The organism is Paracholeplasma manati (assembly GCF_025742995.1).
GTDB classification, from domain to species: Bacteria; Bacillota_I; Bacilli_A; order Acholeplasmatales; family UBA5453; genus Paracholeplasma; species Paracholeplasma manati.
This window is the reverse complement of record NZ_JAOVQM010000004.1, coordinates 46,158-63,037: the sequence shown is the minus strand read 5'-3', so window position 1 is coordinate 63,037 and position 16,880 is coordinate 46,158. Positions and strand designations below refer to the sequence as shown.

16 protein-coding genes and 1 pseudogene are annotated in these 16,880 nt (G+C 38.6%); 7 read left to right on the top strand and 10 right to left on the bottom strand.

The annotated features are described in order from the left end of the window. Positions 1-4: 4 nt before the first annotated feature. The 5 genes from N7548_RS06105 to gmk are packed head-to-tail and all read right to left on the bottom strand — an operon-like array spanning position 5 to position 4,229. Positions 5-709 carry a methyltransferase domain-containing protein gene (locus N7548_RS06105; protein WP_263608582.1) on the bottom strand — a complete coding sequence of 235 codons (705 nt, stop codon included), beginning with the start codon at positions 707-709 and terminating at the stop codon, positions 5-7. Positions 710-711: 2 nt separating this feature from the next. Then, complete coding sequence (locus N7548_RS06100; protein WP_263608581.1) at positions 712-1,551, bottom strand: 3'-5' exonuclease family protein; 840 nt, start codon at positions 1,549-1,551, stop codon at positions 712-714. After that, on the bottom strand, positions 1,548-3,323 hold the full coding sequence (gene uvrC / locus N7548_RS06095) for an excinuclease ABC subunit UvrC (RefSeq protein WP_263608580.1): 1,776 nt from the start codon (positions 3,321-3,323) through the stop codon (positions 1,548-1,550). The genes N7548_RS06100 and uvrC overlap by 4 nt, the downstream gene beginning before the upstream one ends. A gap of 47 nt (positions 3,324-3,370) precedes the next feature. Further along, entirely contained in the window at positions 3,371-3,604 is a 234-nt protein-coding gene (gene rpoZ, locus N7548_RS06090) for a DNA-directed RNA polymerase subunit omega (RefSeq protein WP_263608579.1), read from the bottom strand. Between the two features lie 4 nt (positions 3,605-3,608). Then, on the bottom strand, positions 3,609-4,229 hold the full coding sequence (gene gmk / locus N7548_RS06085) for a guanylate kinase (RefSeq protein ID WP_263608578.1): 621 nt from the start codon (positions 4,227-4,229) through the stop codon (positions 3,609-3,611). A gap of 153 nt (positions 4,230-4,382) precedes the next feature. On the opposite strand from gmk, the gene N7548_RS06080 reads away from it, so the two are divergent. Then, positions 4,383-5,924 carry an Rqc2 family fibronectin-binding protein gene (locus N7548_RS06080; RefSeq protein WP_263608577.1) on the top strand — a complete coding sequence of 514 codons (1,542 nt, stop codon included), beginning with the start codon at positions 4,383-4,385 and terminating at the stop codon, positions 5,922-5,924. On the opposite strand, the gene N7548_RS06075 is transcribed toward N7548_RS06080, so the two are convergent. Continuing rightward, positions 5,921-7,303: a potassium transporter TrkG gene (locus N7548_RS06075; protein WP_263608576.1), complete on the bottom strand. Its 1,383-nt coding sequence runs from the start codon at positions 7,301-7,303 to the stop codon at positions 5,921-5,923. The genes N7548_RS06080 and N7548_RS06075 overlap by 4 nt on opposite strands. Positions 7,304-7,443: 140 nt before the next feature. Between N7548_RS06075 and N7548_RS06070 the strand changes: the two genes are divergently transcribed. Then, the gene (locus tag N7548_RS06070; RefSeq protein ID WP_263608575.1) at positions 7,444-8,040 is read left to right on the top strand and encodes a superoxide dismutase; all 597 of its coding nucleotides are present in this window, start codon (positions 7,444-7,446) and stop codon (positions 8,038-8,040) included. A 104-nt stretch (positions 8,041-8,144) separates the two neighbouring features. Continuing rightward, positions 8,145-8,789, top strand: a pseudogene (locus tag N7548_RS06065) (DUF975 family protein); the annotation flags it as partial. Between the two features lie 48 nt (positions 8,790-8,837). Here the strand turns inward: N7548_RS06065 and hpf are convergent. Together hpf and fusA are read right to left on the bottom strand one after the other, a co-directional pair. After that, positions 8,838-9,383, bottom strand: coding sequence for a ribosome hibernation-promoting factor, HPF/YfiA family (gene hpf, locus N7548_RS06060; protein ID WP_263608574.1), 546 nt, complete (start codon positions 9,381-9,383; stop codon positions 8,838-8,840). 469 nt (positions 9,384-9,852) lie between these two features. Next, positions 9,853-11,913 (bottom strand): elongation factor G, encoded by a 2,061-nt coding sequence (gene fusA, locus N7548_RS06055; RefSeq protein ID WP_263608573.1) that lies wholly within the window; start codon positions 11,911-11,913, stop codon positions 9,853-9,855. A gap of 118 nt (positions 11,914-12,031) precedes the next feature. On the opposite strand from fusA, the gene yidD reads away from it, so the two are divergent. The 4 genes from yidD to N7548_RS06035 all read left to right on the top strand — a co-directional run bounded on the left by yidD (position 12,032) and on the right by N7548_RS06035 (position 14,766). After that, entirely contained in the window at positions 12,032-12,280 is a 249-nt protein-coding gene (gene yidD / locus N7548_RS06050; protein WP_263608572.1) for a membrane protein insertion efficiency factor YidD, read from the top strand. Between the two features lie 82 nt (positions 12,281-12,362). Further along, positions 12,363-12,614, top strand: coding sequence for a FeoA family protein (locus N7548_RS06045; RefSeq protein WP_263608571.1), 252 nt, complete (start codon positions 12,363-12,365; stop codon positions 12,612-12,614). Further along, positions 12,611-14,590, top strand: coding sequence for a ferrous iron transport protein B (gene feoB / locus N7548_RS06040; RefSeq protein ID WP_263608570.1), 1,980 nt, complete (start codon positions 12,611-12,613; stop codon positions 14,588-14,590). Before N7548_RS06045 ends, feoB begins: the two co-directional genes overlap by 4 nt. Next, positions 14,587-14,766 carry a hypothetical protein gene (locus tag N7548_RS06035; protein ID WP_263608569.1) on the top strand — a complete coding sequence of 60 codons (180 nt, stop codon included), beginning with the start codon at positions 14,587-14,589 and terminating at the stop codon, positions 14,764-14,766. The genes feoB and N7548_RS06035 overlap by 4 nt, the downstream gene beginning before the upstream one ends. 30 nt (positions 14,767-14,796) lie before the next feature. Here N7548_RS06035 and N7548_RS06030 read toward each other — a convergent pair whose 3' ends face one another. Both N7548_RS06030 and N7548_RS06025 read right to left on the bottom strand, forming a co-directional pair. Then, positions 14,797-15,429, bottom strand: coding sequence for a V-type ATP synthase subunit D (locus N7548_RS06030; protein WP_263608568.1), 633 nt, complete (start codon positions 15,427-15,429; stop codon positions 14,797-14,799). Then, complete coding sequence (locus N7548_RS06025; protein WP_263608567.1) at positions 15,426-16,868, bottom strand: V-type ATP synthase subunit B; 1,443 nt, start codon at positions 16,866-16,868, stop codon at positions 15,426-15,428. Before N7548_RS06025 ends, N7548_RS06030 begins: the two co-directional genes overlap by 4 nt. Between the last annotated feature and the right edge of the window lie 12 nt (positions 16,869-16,880).

Genomic DNA, 16,880 nt, shown 5'->3' with positions numbered 1-16,880 from the left:
CCTTTTATTTTTTCGCTGTAACGACATACGTGATGTCTTGTTTTAAATCGAATGATTCATGGGAGAACCCACCAACGGTTTTAAGGTCTCTAAACCCTGCATTGGTAAGTAAATCAATCAGTGTTTGGTGTTTTAATGGGAACAATAAGGTTTCATCGACAAATACCCTAAGTCCATCGGTTAAGCGGGTTTTAAAATGAATCTTACTACCGTCAAATTCATAGTTTCGATAAAATGAGTATTCTTGATTGGTTACGGTGGATAATCCAGGCAACTTCTTTTCTAAGATTAGATCGTAATTGATGACTTGAATGATCACAGAACCATGGGGTTTTAATGCTTGATATATATTCGCAATCGCTTGCTTGATCTCGGATTCACTATCTAAATGGACCAGTGAGTTACCGATGCAGATGATACCTTCATAAAGTGATTGATCTTGTAAGTCCAACATGTTTTGAACACGGAAATGGACATCGACATTTTCTTTTACCGCTTTCGCTTTCGCATATTCAATCATTTGATCGGACAAATCGAGCCCTGTCACTTGATAGTTTAAATGCGCGAGCGAAACAGAGTATTCCCCTGTACCACAAGCGACATCTAAGATATGGCCTTGTTTAAAAGTACGATCCATAAATTGAATCACTTTAGGGTTTCTTGGAAATATCTTGTCATAATACATGGCGAAATTGTTGTAAAAGTTCATGGTTAAGCCCCCTTCATTTCTTTGAGTAAAGCTTCATACACCATTAAAGTCACTTTCGCATCATCCAAAGCATCATGGGATTGGTGATACGTGTCGTGATAATAGATTTCATAGGCTTTAAATAACCCTAAATCGTCGGAGAGATTGTAATAGGTTTTATGAATCTGTAATAGGTTCACAAACGCATTCATGTCAGCCAGAGGTTCTACTTCGTTAATGACATAAGACGCTTTTAAAGCGAGCATGTCATTCTTACCCCAAACGATGATTTTTGGATCATACATGCTTATCATATCACGTAATTGGTCATAAAAGATATGGTAATCGATGGCTAAATCATAATAGGATTGGTCCAGTTTCAAAAACTTTTCAGTTCTGGGTGAAATCTTCTTATATTTGGTTGGTTTAATGTACATCGACCCTTGTTGAACAACTTCACCCGCAGGGCTTCTTAAAATGTAGCCAGCCTGAATGATTTCAGCTTCAAATGGGCCTTTATAATAGGGTGGCATCGTCATTTCTAAATCTAAAAACAACAAATAACCAAACCCTTGTAAAATGGATTTCATTTGATGTCTGATGTTGGATAAATCATAGAGCATTTTGTTGGTTCGGTAAGCGGGGCGTTCAATCGCGGAAAAATACGCGACTTGCCAAGCATAACGACCGAAAATGATTTTTCTTTTGTTGTATAATTCAAAATCGACTATATAGCCACGGTCTAAATAATCAAAGAACTTTTTGGCTTGGGCTTTGGTTAAATAATAGGCTTCTTCTTTACCATCGACGATACAGGTAAAGTAGTGGTGGTCTTCGTTGATTTGATGAATGACTCGTTTCATTCAGTTTCCTTCTTTTCTAATAGCGTTAAGTGGGTGATAATTCGCTCACGCAAGGTTTCATTGATGCCGATACTTTGATAGGTTTCAAGATCGCCTTGTTTCATCGCGTCGATGGTAACAAAGGTTTCTAATAATTTCGTTTTACGCTTTTCACCAATTCCTATGATACCATCGAGTTGGCTTCGAATCAATGCTTTGGCGCGTGTTTGTTTGTGAAAAGAGATGGCGAAACGATGAACTTCGTTGCTCATTTTACCTAAATAGGTATATAAGTAACTCGATTTATCGAGTGGAAATACGTCATTTTGATACACAATCGCTTCTAATTGATGCTTATCATTCTTTTTCAAACCAATCATCGGAATGGTTAAACCCAGCGATTCTGTGACATCTTTCGCAACCGAGACTTGTCCCTTCCCACCATCGATGATGATGAGGTCAGGTAATGGGGTGTTTTCCATCAATGCTTTTTGGTAACGGCGATAGATGACTTCGCGCATCGCGCCATAGTCATCCATTTTCGCTGCTTGTTTGATATGGTATTTACGATAATCCGACTTCGATGGCTTACCGGCTTTAAACACAACCATCGCGGATACACTAGCGTCACCAAATAAGTGAGCATTATCAAAGATTTCGACACGTTCGATGTTTTCTAAACCAATCAGTGCTTTAAACGCGTCTTCGGCTTCTTTGGTTTTTTCAGATTCGATACGGTTTAGATAGCGGTAATTTTCAAAATCATATTTCGCGTTTTTAAACGCCATGTCGACCAATTTCTTTTTATCTCCAATTTTCGGGATGGATCCTTTTTTCCCAAACATCATTTCGATGTCGGCTAATAAGAATAAATCGGAAAACAAGAGTTCATCTGGCCATTTGGTTTTATCTTCATAGGTTTGTAAAACATACTCATTGACAGCGTCTTGAATGGCACCGACATAACCGAAAATTTCCGACTTAACATCGATGATTTTGCCCGCACGCATTTTCAATATCTGAATTGAAACATCTTCATGATCGCCATGGTAAGCAATAAAGTCACGGTCTTGGAAATCGTTTAAACTGATCAGTTGCTTTTCAGTCGTAAACTCAATCGAATCGATCATTTCTTTGTATTCTAAGGCTTGTTCATACTGCATTGCATCAGACGCTTTATACATTTCTGTCTTCAGGTCTTGAACCACCTTTTTGGTATCGCCCTTTAAGAAAGCGGTTATTTCTTGGATGATGGGTTTATAGTCAATCGGTTCTTTTTGGATACATGGGGCTAAGCATTGATTCAAATGATAATATAAACATGCCTTTTTGGGCATTTTATCACATTTGCGTAAGGGGTATATTTTATTCAGTAATTTGACGGTATCTCTAGCCTTATAGACATTCGGATACGGACCAAAGCGCTTGCCTAAATGTCTGGTGGATTCACGTTCAACAATCAAACGAGGGTCTTTTTCATCGGTGATTGTGATGAATGGATAAGTCGCGTCATCGACCAGTTTGATGTTATATCTTGGTAAATTTTCTTTGATTAAATGGAGCTCTAAAATCAATGATTCGCGTTCGGTATTGGTTTGGACATAATTAAAATCAACAATCTCGCTGACGAGTTTTGTTGTTTTTAAGTTATGAGAACCGGTAAAATAGCTTCTGACGCGATTTTTCAGGTTTTTGGCTTTACCGACATAGATGATTTCGTTTTTCGCATTCAGCATCATATAACAACCCGGTGATTCCGGGAGTGTTTTGAGCTTTTCTTTGATTAAATCCAAACTAAACACCTCGGACATATTTTAACATAAAAAAAGAAAAGTAGCCATTACTCGGCTACTTTGTCTACGAATTCTACTTGGATTTTGTCTTGTAAAATTTCTTCTAGCGCAATCCCAACTGGTTTCTTGCATAACGGCTTATCAATCGATGAATGGTCGTTATCTTCTTGAATGGATTTCGCTCTTTTGGCTGAAATATAAGCCAATTTGTATTTGGAGTCCACCTTTTCTAGTAAGGCGTCAATCGAAGGATATCTCATCCCATTTTTGTGTTCTATCATACGTTTAGTCCTCCTTGAGCATTTTCATATAAGCATGAATGGTGCGTTCTGTTCTCGCATGTTCAGCACGGATGATCGCCATGATTCGATCCGCAGCGTTATTGACATCATCATTCACAACGATGTAGTCATATTTGTGTGCAAGGATGAATTCACGATCTGCTTTTTCCATGCGTTTTTTAATCATTTCTGGTGAATCGGTACCCCGTTTAATTAAACGGTCATAAAGCGCTTTTTTACCTGGCGGTACAATGAAAATAAAGACAGCATCTTTGGCTTTTTGTCTCACTTGTAGAGCCCCTTCAACTTCGATTTCAAGGACAACTTCTTTACCCAAATCGAGTTGTTCTTCCACTTTATCGAGTGGGGTGCCATAATAGTTTCCAACAAATTCAGCCCATTCTAAAAACTTACCTTCAGAGATGCGTTTTAAGAATTCTTCCTTCGTGACAAAGTAGTAATCTACCCCATCCACCTCACCTGGACGAGGTGGTCTGGTCGTCATCGAAACGGAGTAAATGAGGTCATGATTTTTCATTTCAAAGAGGGCTTTGCGTACTGTACCCTTACCGACACCAGATGGACCGGAGATGACGATTAGTAAACCACGATCGTTTAACTTCACAGTATCTACCCCTTTCTCATTTACACTGACTTTTATAAATTATAACCGATTATTTCATAATAGTAAAGCCATTACACGCAATTTCCGAAGTATACGTTTACATTAGGGGGAATAAAAAAATTTAACTGTGTTATACTAACAAGGGGTGATTGTATGCCACTAGATGGGTATTTCATGTACCATTTAACCAAAGAACTCAATCAAGCCCTTCTCGGGGTACGCATCAAAAAAGTCAGACAGACGTCAAAAGATACGTTTGTTTTGAGCTATTATCAAAAAGGCGAACACTACGTTATTTTTGAACTAAACCCCAATAAAAGTCACGTTAGATTATCCGACAATGCACCTTATGGTGATGAATCTTCAAACCTGCTGAATGCGTTGAAAAGATATTTGGAAAATGCCGAAATCACGCGAATATCACAACATTTGATGGACCGTGTAATGGTGTTTGATTTCCAAAAGTTGGATGCGATATTCGGCTATCAGCATTATCAGCTTGTCTATGAGACCATGGGCCGTACGACAAACCTGATTTTACTCGAGAATCATCTGGTTGTTGAGGCATACTATAAACAGTTTTCAATCGATAAACGCAGCATTTTAAATAAGAGCGAGTTTTCTTTTTTTCCATCCGATAAAAAGTTGTTCACCATGGAAGATGTGCCTTTGATGTATCAAATTGAAAGCCCAAAACAATTCATGAATACATACATTGGGTTCGCTTTAGATACAGCAACCTATGTGATTGAACATCGTCAAAACCCTTTAGATATACCTGTCAATCCAACCTTAGTACTTGAACCTAAAAAACAAATTTATCCATTCAATCCAGACCCATCCAAACCCCATCTAAGATTCGATAGTTTATCTAAGTTGATGGAAGCTTTTTATCAAAGCGATACACCCAAATACAGTGATCTTGAAAAACTCATTGATAAAGAACTAAAGCGATTGGATTTAAAACTCAGTCATTTATTCGCGGATTTAAATGCTAATTTGGGTTATGAACAATATAAGATTCAAGCCGATGGTATTTATCAGTCTGGTGCTGATTTGAGTTCAAAACTCAGCCAATTGGGGGATATTCATTTAGACAGTCAAAAAACATTGAATGAAAATGCTCAATCGCTTTATTTGAAATATCATAAGGCCAAAAAGGCCATTCAGCCCATCGAAACACAAATCAAAATAACCAAAGACTTCCACCAATACTATCAAAACTTATTGTTAGAATTACCCCTCCTTTCTTCACATGATTTAGATGATATTAAGAAAGAACTGGGCGAAGTTGGTTTGATTAAACTCAAAATCAACCCAAAAAAGAAACCCACCAAACCAACATTTTTATCGTATAAAATGGCAGATTTTGAAATATATATTGGAAAAACCGCTGAACAGAATAATTATTTAACCAATGTATTTGCGTTACCTACCGATCTTTGGTTTCACGTTCAACACGGTCCAGGTGCACACGTCTTATTGCGTGGTGCTTTCCATGAAACATCCCTTCGATTGTGTGCCATGTTAGCGGCATATTATAGCCCACAACGTCAATCATCATCGATTCCTGTCGATTATACCAAAATCAAATTCATCAAAAAAATAAAAGGCCTTCCTGGATACAATGTAACGTATACCCAACAAAAGACCATTTATATCGATATTGATGAAACAAAACTGAAGTCGCTTTAGCCGACCAGCATATCCATTTCAACATAGGTGACAACATTGGTTGTCTCCTTTTTATTTTCTAACATCGCAATCGCGGTTAAAATCCCGATACGACCCACGAACATATTGAGCATGATAATCAATTTAGAATACACACCAATGTAAGGAATCAATCCAAGCGATAACCCAACAGTCCCGAAGGCTGAAGCGACCTCAAAACCAATCTCCATGATGGTCCAACGGTTGGGTTCTACAATCGAGATAAACATCGTGGATAACATCACTAAGATGATGGCGAGCGCAAATACCATATAAGCTTTTTTAACCGCTTGGTCTTTAATCGCCTTGCCAGCAAAGAACACTTGTTTACGGTGTCTACCAAAGGAAATTAAACCAGAAGTTAATAAGAAGAATGTGGTCATACGAATCCCACCACCCGATGAATTCGGTGCGGCACCAATGAACATGAGCATCGAGAAAAACAATCGAGTGGCTTCTGCCCAGTTGGTGACTGGTGTATTATAGAAACCAGCACTTCTCGCATTATTGGTCATGAATAAGACATTCATTAATATATCTAATGGTGGATTGCCTTTCATGGAGTGTTCATACTCCATCACGAAATAAATGAGTGCTGACAACATCCAGAGTACAAAGTGGCTGACAATCAACATTTTAGAAATGAATGACATTTTATATGGTTTTTTATGGAGCTTATTTTTGATAAATAAGACGACTTCTGCCAATGGCCAAAAGCCAACACCGCCAATAAAGATGATGATCATGGTTAGAATTTGAGGTAAGTAATAGCCATTAAATACCATAAAGCTTTGATTGCCTGGCAGGAAATCAAATCCCGCATTGGCAAACCCGGCTGCAGCGAGATACACCGATTGGAACAACGCTTCACCAAATGATGCTTGGAAAGGTTGAACTGTGTAAATATAAATGGTCATGATGATGATGTATAGTATTTGAATCACACCAACAGCAATCATCGCGTTGGTGATCAACCGAATGATCCCTTTGACCGTAAATTGATTTTGTTCAGAAGCGATCAGATTGCGTTCTTTTAAGGATATTTTTTTACCGATGATGACCCAATATGACGCGACCAACATCATGATACCAACAGCACCAATTTCAAGGATAAAAATAGAGATGATTCCACCCAGTGTGTTGAAGGTGTCTCGTTGTGAGACTGGTGATAACCCTGTTGAAGAAATTTGAGATAGTGAAATGAATAAGGCATCGATGAACGATAATTCAACCCCAAGATTTTGTGAAATCGGTAACCACAACAAAAAGCCACCGACTAAGATGGTTATTAGGTATATGGTAAATATAGTTCGTGCGGGTGTAATGAAGAAAAATCGTCTAATGCGTTTGGATAATGACATATAAAGCACCTACTTGCCATGGCTTATTATAGCACAATGCAATGAATTTTCAAATAATCATGGTTTTATAAATAAGCATTTGGTTTGTTTTAAATAAGATTTTGGAGTAAAATAGAGGTGTTGAAGGAGGATTTATCACTATGAAATTTGAATTACCAAAATTAGGTTATGCTTATGATGCATTAGAACCTGCAATTGATGCAAGAACAATGGAAATCCATTATTCCAAACACCACAATGCGTATGTGACTAACGCGAATGCAGCGTTGGAAAAACACCCTGAATTAAATTTACCACTTGAGGCATTATTGAAGGACCTCAATTTAGTACCTGAAGATATCCGTATGGCATTTAGAAATAACGCTGGCGGACATTTCAACCACAGCTTATTCTGGGAAGTATTAACCCCAGGTGGATCTAAAGCGCCAAAAGGTGCCTTGTTAGAAGAAATCAACAAAGCATTTGGTTCATTTGACGCATTCAAAGAAGCGTTTGGTAACGCTGCGAAGACCCGTTTCGGTTCTGGTTGGGCATGGCTTGTTAAGACACCTAAAGGCTTAGTAGTCACTTCTACACCTAACCAAGATACACCGCTTGCAGAAGGTACACCAATTCTTGGACTAGACGTTTGGGAACATGCATATTACCTAAACTACCAAAACAGACGTCCTGATTATGTTGCAGCATTCTTCTCAGTCATTAACTGGGATGTTGTTGAAGCGAAATTCCAAAAATAATATTCATTTAGTCCCATTTAAAAACACACTAAATTCAGTGTGTTTTTTTCATATGTTTTATGTTACAATTAATTTTAGGAGGACGTTAACTTAAGAATAGTAGTGATTTAAGACAAGCCGCTTGGGGTAAGCTTTCAGGCAACTGGGGTGGTCCAATTGCGGTGTCATTGATTTACATGGTCATAACAGGGGTGTTATCTGCAATTTTCCGAAATATGCCTACAGCCAGTTTATTGAGTACGATTATTACCGCACCTTTAGCCATCGGGCTTAATAAGTATTTTATCGAGTTTTCCAAACAACTCAGTCCAGATGTTGAAGTTTTATTTGATGGTTATAAAGAAAGCTTTCTCAGCAGTATCTTGTTAAGTTTATTGACCGGGTTGCTCATTTTTTTATGGATGTTACTCTTCATCATTCCAGGGATCATTAAAGCATTTGCCTATGCCATGGCTCCGTATATTTTGGCAGATAATCCAACCATTAGCATCACTGAAGCACTAGATGAATCTCAAGAAATGATGAAAGGCCACAAAATGGATTTATTCATTCTTGGTTTATCCTTCATTGGTTGGGTGTTGCTTGGATTAATCACATTTGGTATCGCATTTATTTGGGTTATTCCATATATCAATGCAGCACAAGCAGAATTCTATCTTGAAGTCAGTGGTGGCAATGTGATTGCTGAAGCAGTTGAGGAACAAAAACCTACTGAAGACGATACATTCGATTCATTCTTATTAAAATAAATCAAAAAGAAAACAGTTCAATTATTGGTTGAACTGTTTTTATTATGTCTATTTGGTTGCAATCACAGCGTAATCGCCATCTTCACGGATGTAAGCGACGTTGACTTGGTTGGTAGCTTCATTTAGGAATACATAGAAGTCATGACCTGACATTTCCATTTCGATCAAGGCTTGATCCACGGACATGGCTTGTAACTTCACTTCTTTGTTCTTCACCAATTGGGAAGCCAACAATTCTTTTTCAATCGATTCGGTTTCAAATTCTTCGGAGTAAACTTTCTTCAACCCTTGTTTAATCAAGTGTGATTTGAGTTTTTCCTTGTGTTTCTTGATCTGTGTGATCAATTTATCGACTGATTTGTCGATAGCGGTGTACATGTCTGGGTCAGACACTTCTGCGCGAAGGATGATGCCTTTCGCAGGGATGGTGACTTCGACTTTGTGGTGATCTTTGTACACCTTCAGAACGACTCTAACTTCATGAATCAATTCTGTGTCGAAAAAGGAGACGACTTTGTTTAACCTTTTTTGGCAATAATTCTTGATTGCTTCGGTAGGTTCAAAACCATTTTTACCAATGATATCATATTTCATATATGTATCCTCCCTTACACTTATATTATATCATGAGTTTAGAAGGGAATAGGGAAATGAGAAAAATATCACATTCATTTATAGCTTCTAAACATTCAAAAAAATCCAAGTCGAGCTCTTCACGAAATATAATTAAATCGCGTTGAGCTCTTTTTTGTAGAAATATTAATAGGATTTTTAATGTTTCATCTAAGAATGCTTCTTCTTTAATTGGGTAAGTTGCGTCAAATAAGGTGTAGTGAAACAACAAATGCCCTTCAATTGGGATGACTGTTTTCGTAATAAAACGGGGATACCTTCGATCACAACTTGGACATCGAAGTGACAAAGGTTCTTCGAATAAGGTCATTAATGTACGTTTAGGGTAAAAATGGATTCGACATTGATAACATTTCATTAAGGATCACCAATAGATATATACCTCTTGTATGGCTATTAAAAGAAAAGAGCACCGAAGTGCTCTTAACGATTAGTGTTCTTTGTATTTTTGAATGATACCATCAATGAGGTGTTGTGGGACTTCTTCATAACGCACGAATTCACGTTGGAAGATACCGGAACCTTGAGTCATCGCTTTTAAGTCGATGATATATTTTTGAACTTCAGATTCTGGTGCTTCAGCTTCAATGACTTGTCCTTCATCCGACTGACTCATACCCATGACACGACCGCGACGTTTGTTCATATCGCCCATGACATCCCCAACGAATTGATCTTTCACTGTGATGGACATCTTTAGAATTGGTTCAAGGATGGTCGGTTGTGCCGATTTAACAGCATCTTTGAATGCGAGGTTAGCAGCCAATTTAAATGAAAGTTCATTGGAGTCGACTGGATGGTAAGACCCATCAAATAGGGTTGCTTTCACGAAGATGACTGGGAAACCTGCCAATGGACCGTGTTCAAAAGACTCTATCAAGCCTTTTTCCACGGCTGGGAAGTAGTTTCTAGGGACAGATCCACCGAAGACTTCTTCAGCAAATTCAAACTCTTTATCGGATGGTTCAAAACGAATGAATACGTGACCAAATTGACCAGCACCACCGGATTGTTTCTTGTGTTTACCTTCAGCTTCAACTTTTTTCTTAATGGTCTCACGATAGACAACTTTTGGTTCTTCTGTCGTTACTTCAACTTTGAATACCGTTTTCATGCGGTCAATGATGAAGTTGATGTGTGTCATTCCTAAACCACCCAATAATTGTTGGGCTGTTTCTTTGTTGCGAACGATTTCAAATGAAGGGTCTTCAATGTTTAAACGGGTTAATGCATTGGAAATCTTATCTTCATCGGCTTTATTCTTTGGATTGATTGCTACATAGATGGTTGGTTTTAATGTCTTGGTTGGTTCATACACGATAGGATTTTTTGGATCTGATAATGTATAACCGGTATGGATATTTTCAAGTTTGGATACCGCGACGATGTCACCGGCATGGGCCAATTCAATTGGGAATTGTTGTTTGCCTTGTAACGCAAATAACGCACCAATCTTTTCCATCTTACCGGAATTACCAATCATCACTTCTTGTCCAGTTTTTAAGGTTCCTGAATTGATTTTGATGATATTGATTGCGCCAACAAATGGGTCAATCGTGGTTTTAAATACATAACCTGAGAATGGTTCTTCGTCTTTGGTATGTCTAACCACAGCTTCATCATTTTTAGGATTTACACCTTCAAGGGCTCTAAGTTGATCTGGCTGAGGTAAGAATTTTGCAAGCATACCTAACATCGTACGAATACCAATGTTCTTCGTTGCAGAACCGACGATGACTGGTGTTAATTCACCATGATAAATACCATTCTTTAAGCCTTCATTGATTTCTTCTTCGGTTAATTCTTCGCCACCAAAGAATTTTTCAAGGAGTTCATCACTGGTTTCAGCGACGGATTCCATAATCATATTACGAAGTTGTTCAATCTTTGGTTTCTTCTCATCCCAAATTGGGGCGTCATGTGAAGTGGTGCCGTCGTAAATACGGGCTTTCATTTCAATGACATTCACAAAACCTTCGAAGTTTTCATTTCGACCAATTGGCCAACAAAATGGGACTGCTTTTTTACCTAGTTTAACGCGAATACTTTCTAAAACATCTTCGAACTTGACATTTTCTTTGTCCATCTTGTTCACGAAAATAACCGCTGGAATATGCATATCGCGAATTTCTTTCCATAGTTTTTCAGTGCCTACTTCAACGCCTTTAGAAGCGTCAACGACCAATACTGCACCTTTAACGACTGAAAGGGATTGTTTGATTTCATTGTCTAATTCATCGGTGCCTGGCACATCCAAAAAGTTGAGTTTAATGCCATTGTACTCAATTGGGATGATACTAGTCGACAAACTACCTTGTTTCGCTTTTTCTTCATCCATAAAATCGGATACGGTGTTCTTAGCTTCGACGCTGCCACGTGAGCTAATGGCACCACTTGAAAATAATAATGCTTCAGCAATGCTGGTCTTTCCTGATCCTAGATGTCCTAGGATGGCAATGTTCCTGATTTGGTTTGTATCATAAACCTTCATATCATTTTCCTCCTTGAAATCGGTTTCACTACTTGATTAAATTATAACATAACGCCTTTGGTTTGCGCATCTCTTTTTTATGTGTGAATTTGTGGTATAATGGCGATGGGTGAAAAAGATGGAAAAACGATCAGTCAAACTCATTAAATGGTATCAAAAAAACGTCTCTCCTAACAAGCATTTTGTTTGTAGACACAAGCCGTCATGTTCGAATTATGCATTGGGGTGTTTTGAACGTTTTAGTTTCCCTAAAGCCATGTATTTATCGACCAAACGTGTCCTCACCTGTAACCCACTTTTTAAGCCAAAATATGACCCAGTGCCGGAAAAGAAAACTAAAGTCAAGAAAGACGATTCTAATTTATAAGTCTATTTAAAATAATTATAACTTCATTTGAAATCACCCCTCAATTTGATTATCATAATGAGTGTTAAAGGGGTGTTTTTTTATGCCTACATGCGATTTACAAACCTTGTCCTTAGACCAATTAAAAACAGGTCAAAAAGGTCGGGTTATCAAAATTGAATCCACGTCTAAAGAAATCAAACGTCGTCTATTAGATATGGGTATTACGCCTGGGGTCGTGGTTGAAATCAAACACATAGCACCCCTGGGTGATCCTTATGATATTAAAGTCAGAGATTATGATTTATGTGTGAGAAAAGCTGACCTATCATTCATCGAGGTTCACCCATTATGAGAATAGCACTGATTGGCAATCAAAATAGTGGTAAGACCACTTTGTTCAATGCGTTAACCGGTGCTAATCAAAAAATTGGTAACTGGCCTGGGGTAACGATTGAACAAAAAGTGGGCTACATTTCCAATGGTACCCATGAAATCATCGATTTACCAGGGATTTATTCCTTATCGCCCTATACGCTTGAAGAAGCTTTATCAAGGGCATTCTTGATTCAAGAGAAACCCGACTTAATCATCAACATCATCGACGCGACATCGATTGAACGTAGTCTATATTTGACCACCCAGTTGATGGAACTGAATATCGATATGGTGATTGCTTTAAATATGGCGGATATGTTCGATAAAAAAGGCATTTCAATCGATATTAAAGCCTTATCAAAACAACTTCAAACCACCATTGTTAAGATATCCGCATTGAAGCGTTCAGGTCTTAAAGAATTGGTGGACATCATTGAAAGTCAAACGTACATTAAGCATCAAACACAATCTATTTTTAGACCAAACGTCGAAAAAATCATTGGTCATTTAGTCAGTCAAATCCATCAAGACCACGCACGTTTTATCGCAATCAAGTTATTGGAAAAAGATCCCATCATTGAATCCGTAGGGCTAGACATCGATAAATGGATTAAACCGCTTGAACAATCCTATCAACAAGACATTGAAACCATCATCGCGAGTGGTCGATACGATTATATCGAAAAAGTAAAATCTCAAACCTTTGTGCGGTTACATCATGGCGATCATACCACTGAACTATTGGATAAAATATTCTTAAATAAATGGTTAGCATTACCGATATTCGCTTTGATTATGTTCCTGATTTATTATATTTCAGTCGGTGTCATCGGTAGCCTAACCGTCGATTTTATCGATGGCAATGTTTCTGCGTTATCCAGTTGGATGTTCGATTGGTTACGCAACATCGGGGCTTCTGAATGGTCGGCTTCCTTGGTAGCTGATGGGATGATTGCTGGGGTTGGGGCTGTATTAAACTTTGTCCCTCAATTGATTTTATTGTTTATCCTCATCAGTTTATTAGAATCTACCGGTTATATGACCCGAATCGCTTTCTTCCTTGATAGGTTGTTTAAGAAATTCGGACTCTCTGGGAAATCGTTAATTCCATTCATTCTAGGTTCAGGTTGTAGCATCCCAGGGATTATGGCAACCCGTACCATTGAAGGTCAAGATGAACGTCGTATATCAATCATGGTTACGCCTTTCATCCCATGTAGTGCAAAACTTCCCATCATCGCATTATTTGCGGGATTCTTCTTTCCAAATTATGCTGGATTTGTTTCCTTTAGTTTGTATGTGTTATCCATCTTAATCATCTTACTATCGGCCATCATCATGAAAACATTTTTCTTTAAAGGTACACCATCGGCCTTCATCTCTGAATTGCCTAATTATAAATTACCAAACCTAAGATATACGGTTAGGGATGTGTATGATAAAATCGCTGAATTCATTGAAAAAGCAGGGACCATCATTTTGATGTCTTCCATCATCATCTGGTTATTAACCTCATTTTCTATCACGCTAACTTATGGTGTTGACGTGGATGAGTCCATTTTGGCTTATATCGGTCGAGTCTTCAGTTATCTCTTCTATCCGATGTTAGGCGATCTATCTTGGGCGACTTCCGTTTCTGCCATTCAAGGTTTGGTTGCGAAAGAACAGGTGGTTTCGTCGATGGCAGTCATCGGTGGGTTATCGGCCGATATTACTGAGGGTAATGTTATTTTAAATGCCCCAATATATGCTTTCTTCACACCAGCGTCAGCCTATGCCTTTATGACGTTTAATTTATTCTCTGCCCCATGCTTTGGTGCCATCGGCGCGATGCGTAAGGAATTAGGTTCTGCAAAAAAGATGTGGCAAGCCATTTTGTTCCAAACAGGTTTAGCCTATGTGCTTAGTATCGTCATCTATCAAACCTTGACATTCATTGGAGGCCTTCTATGACCCTTGTAGACGTCATCATTCTAATCATAGTCATCGGCATTTTAACAGCCATTACGTACTTTAGATTCATCAAACGTAAAACAGGCTTGGGCTGTAACTGCAGTCAAAAGACAACATGTAGTTTAAAAGTAGACACGATTAAAGCCATGTTTGAAGATTTACAACAACAAAAATAATAGAAAAAATCGGCAAAAATAGCCGATTTTTCATTCTTTATTCATTAATTTTCGTTTTTCTTGTTGAGTTTTAATGACTTTTTGTCTGGTAAAAGCTTCGCGTTCTTTTTCTTCTAGTGCTTCGGTAATGAACTTAATGTCGGCTTCAAATCGTGGAATCACGATGTTTTGAAGGGCATTGGCACGTTTTTGTGAACGTCTAATGGCGTTCGCTAATCGATAGGTTGCGTTATCGATCTCAGCCAATTTGACGGTGAGTTCTCTCACCTTTAAAAAGGATTTATAGGCATAGTCAAATTTGGTATTGGTATGTCCGATCCCGTAGGTGATTTTAACGTGTTCAGAAAAGTGGGTTACTTCAGGGATTTCAACCCCCATCACGCTTCGATAACTGACCGACACATTTTGATCCAACGGAATGGATTTGGCGATGTCTGATACGATACCTAAGGTGATATTGGCTTCTTGAAGGGCTTGATACGCTTTTTTATAGGTGTCCGAAAGTTCATTACGAACCACACGTACATCCTCCAACATGGTCATCATTTCGCGGATTAAAATGTTGCGTTTACGGTCCATCAACTCGTAGCCTTTTTTGGCTAGTGCATAGGACTTTTGAAGTGCCATTAAATTTCCCTTAGTTGGGAAAACTTGGCTACTCATGAGCGGTCACCTTTAAGGCCTTTGACATAGTGTTTGGTTACCAAATGGAATCGTTCGACGGCACGTTCATGGTTATAAAATTGATCCGCTAATTTTTGGTCAATACGGTGTAATTCATCTTTAGGTAAGACCGATAATAAATCCCAACCTAAATCTAAGGTATCCATCATTGAACGGTTCACATCGAACCCTTGACCAATGAAGTGTTTTTCAAACAATTTACCAAATTCGATGTATTGCTTATCGACGGTGGATAATTCGTCTTCACCAATAACGCTTGCTAAACTTCTCGCGTCTTGAACCATCGCGTATGAAGCGAACAATTGGTTGGCAACAGACCCATGGTCAGCACGGGTGTAACCTGCACCAATACCATCTTTCATCAAACGGGATAGGGAAGGTAGGACCCCAATCGGTGGAAATACTGAAATTTGATTTAAATCACGGGAAAGAACGATTTGACCTTCGGTGATGTATCCAGTTAAATCCGGTACTGGGTGCGTAATATCATCATTTGGCATGGTTAGGATTGGGATTTGAGTCACAGACCCTTTCGCATTGTTAACGATACCGGCTCTTTCATACACAGACGCTAGGTCGGAGTATAGATAACCAGGGTACCCTTTTCTACCAGGAATTTCACCTTTACTGCTGGAAAACTCACGTAATGCTTCACAATACGCTGTGATATCGGTCAAAATAACCAACACATGCATGTCATGAACATAGGCAAGGTATTCTGCGGCGGTTAAAGCGAAACGTGGGGTAAGTGTTCTTTCAATGATGGGTTCATTGGATAAATTCAAGAACATGACAACCTTATGCATGACCCCAGCTTCTTCAAATGATTTTCTAAAGTACTCAGCAACGTCATTTTTAACACCCATGGCAGCGAATACGATACAGAATTTAGAATCATCGCCATCCGCGATCTTGGCTTGTTTTACAATTTGAACCGCCAATTCGTTATGTGGCATCCCAGACCCAGAGAATATCGGTAATTTTTGGCCACGAATCAGTGTGGTCAATGCGTCAATGGTGGAAACACCGGTTTGGATATAGTTGCGTGGATACACACGTGCTACTGGGTTCAATGGATAACCATTGATGTTTCTCTTCTCGTCGATAAAGACTTCTCCGAGGCCATCGATGGGTCTGCCTGAACCATTGAAGGTACGTCCCAAAATCTCTTTTGAAAGCGACATTTCAACCGGGTGTCCAGTAAATTTGGTAAATGTATTTTTTAAGGATATGTCGTGTGTGCCTTCAAATACTTGAATGGCTACTTTAGAACCTTCGATTTGAACCACACGACCAAATCTGGTTTGACCATTTTGGAGTTTGATTTCAACCATCTCTTCGTAGCCCACATTGGCTGTGTTTTCTAAGAAGATCAAAGGTCCATTAATTTCATCTAGTCCAATATATTGTAAATTCATTAATAAACCCCC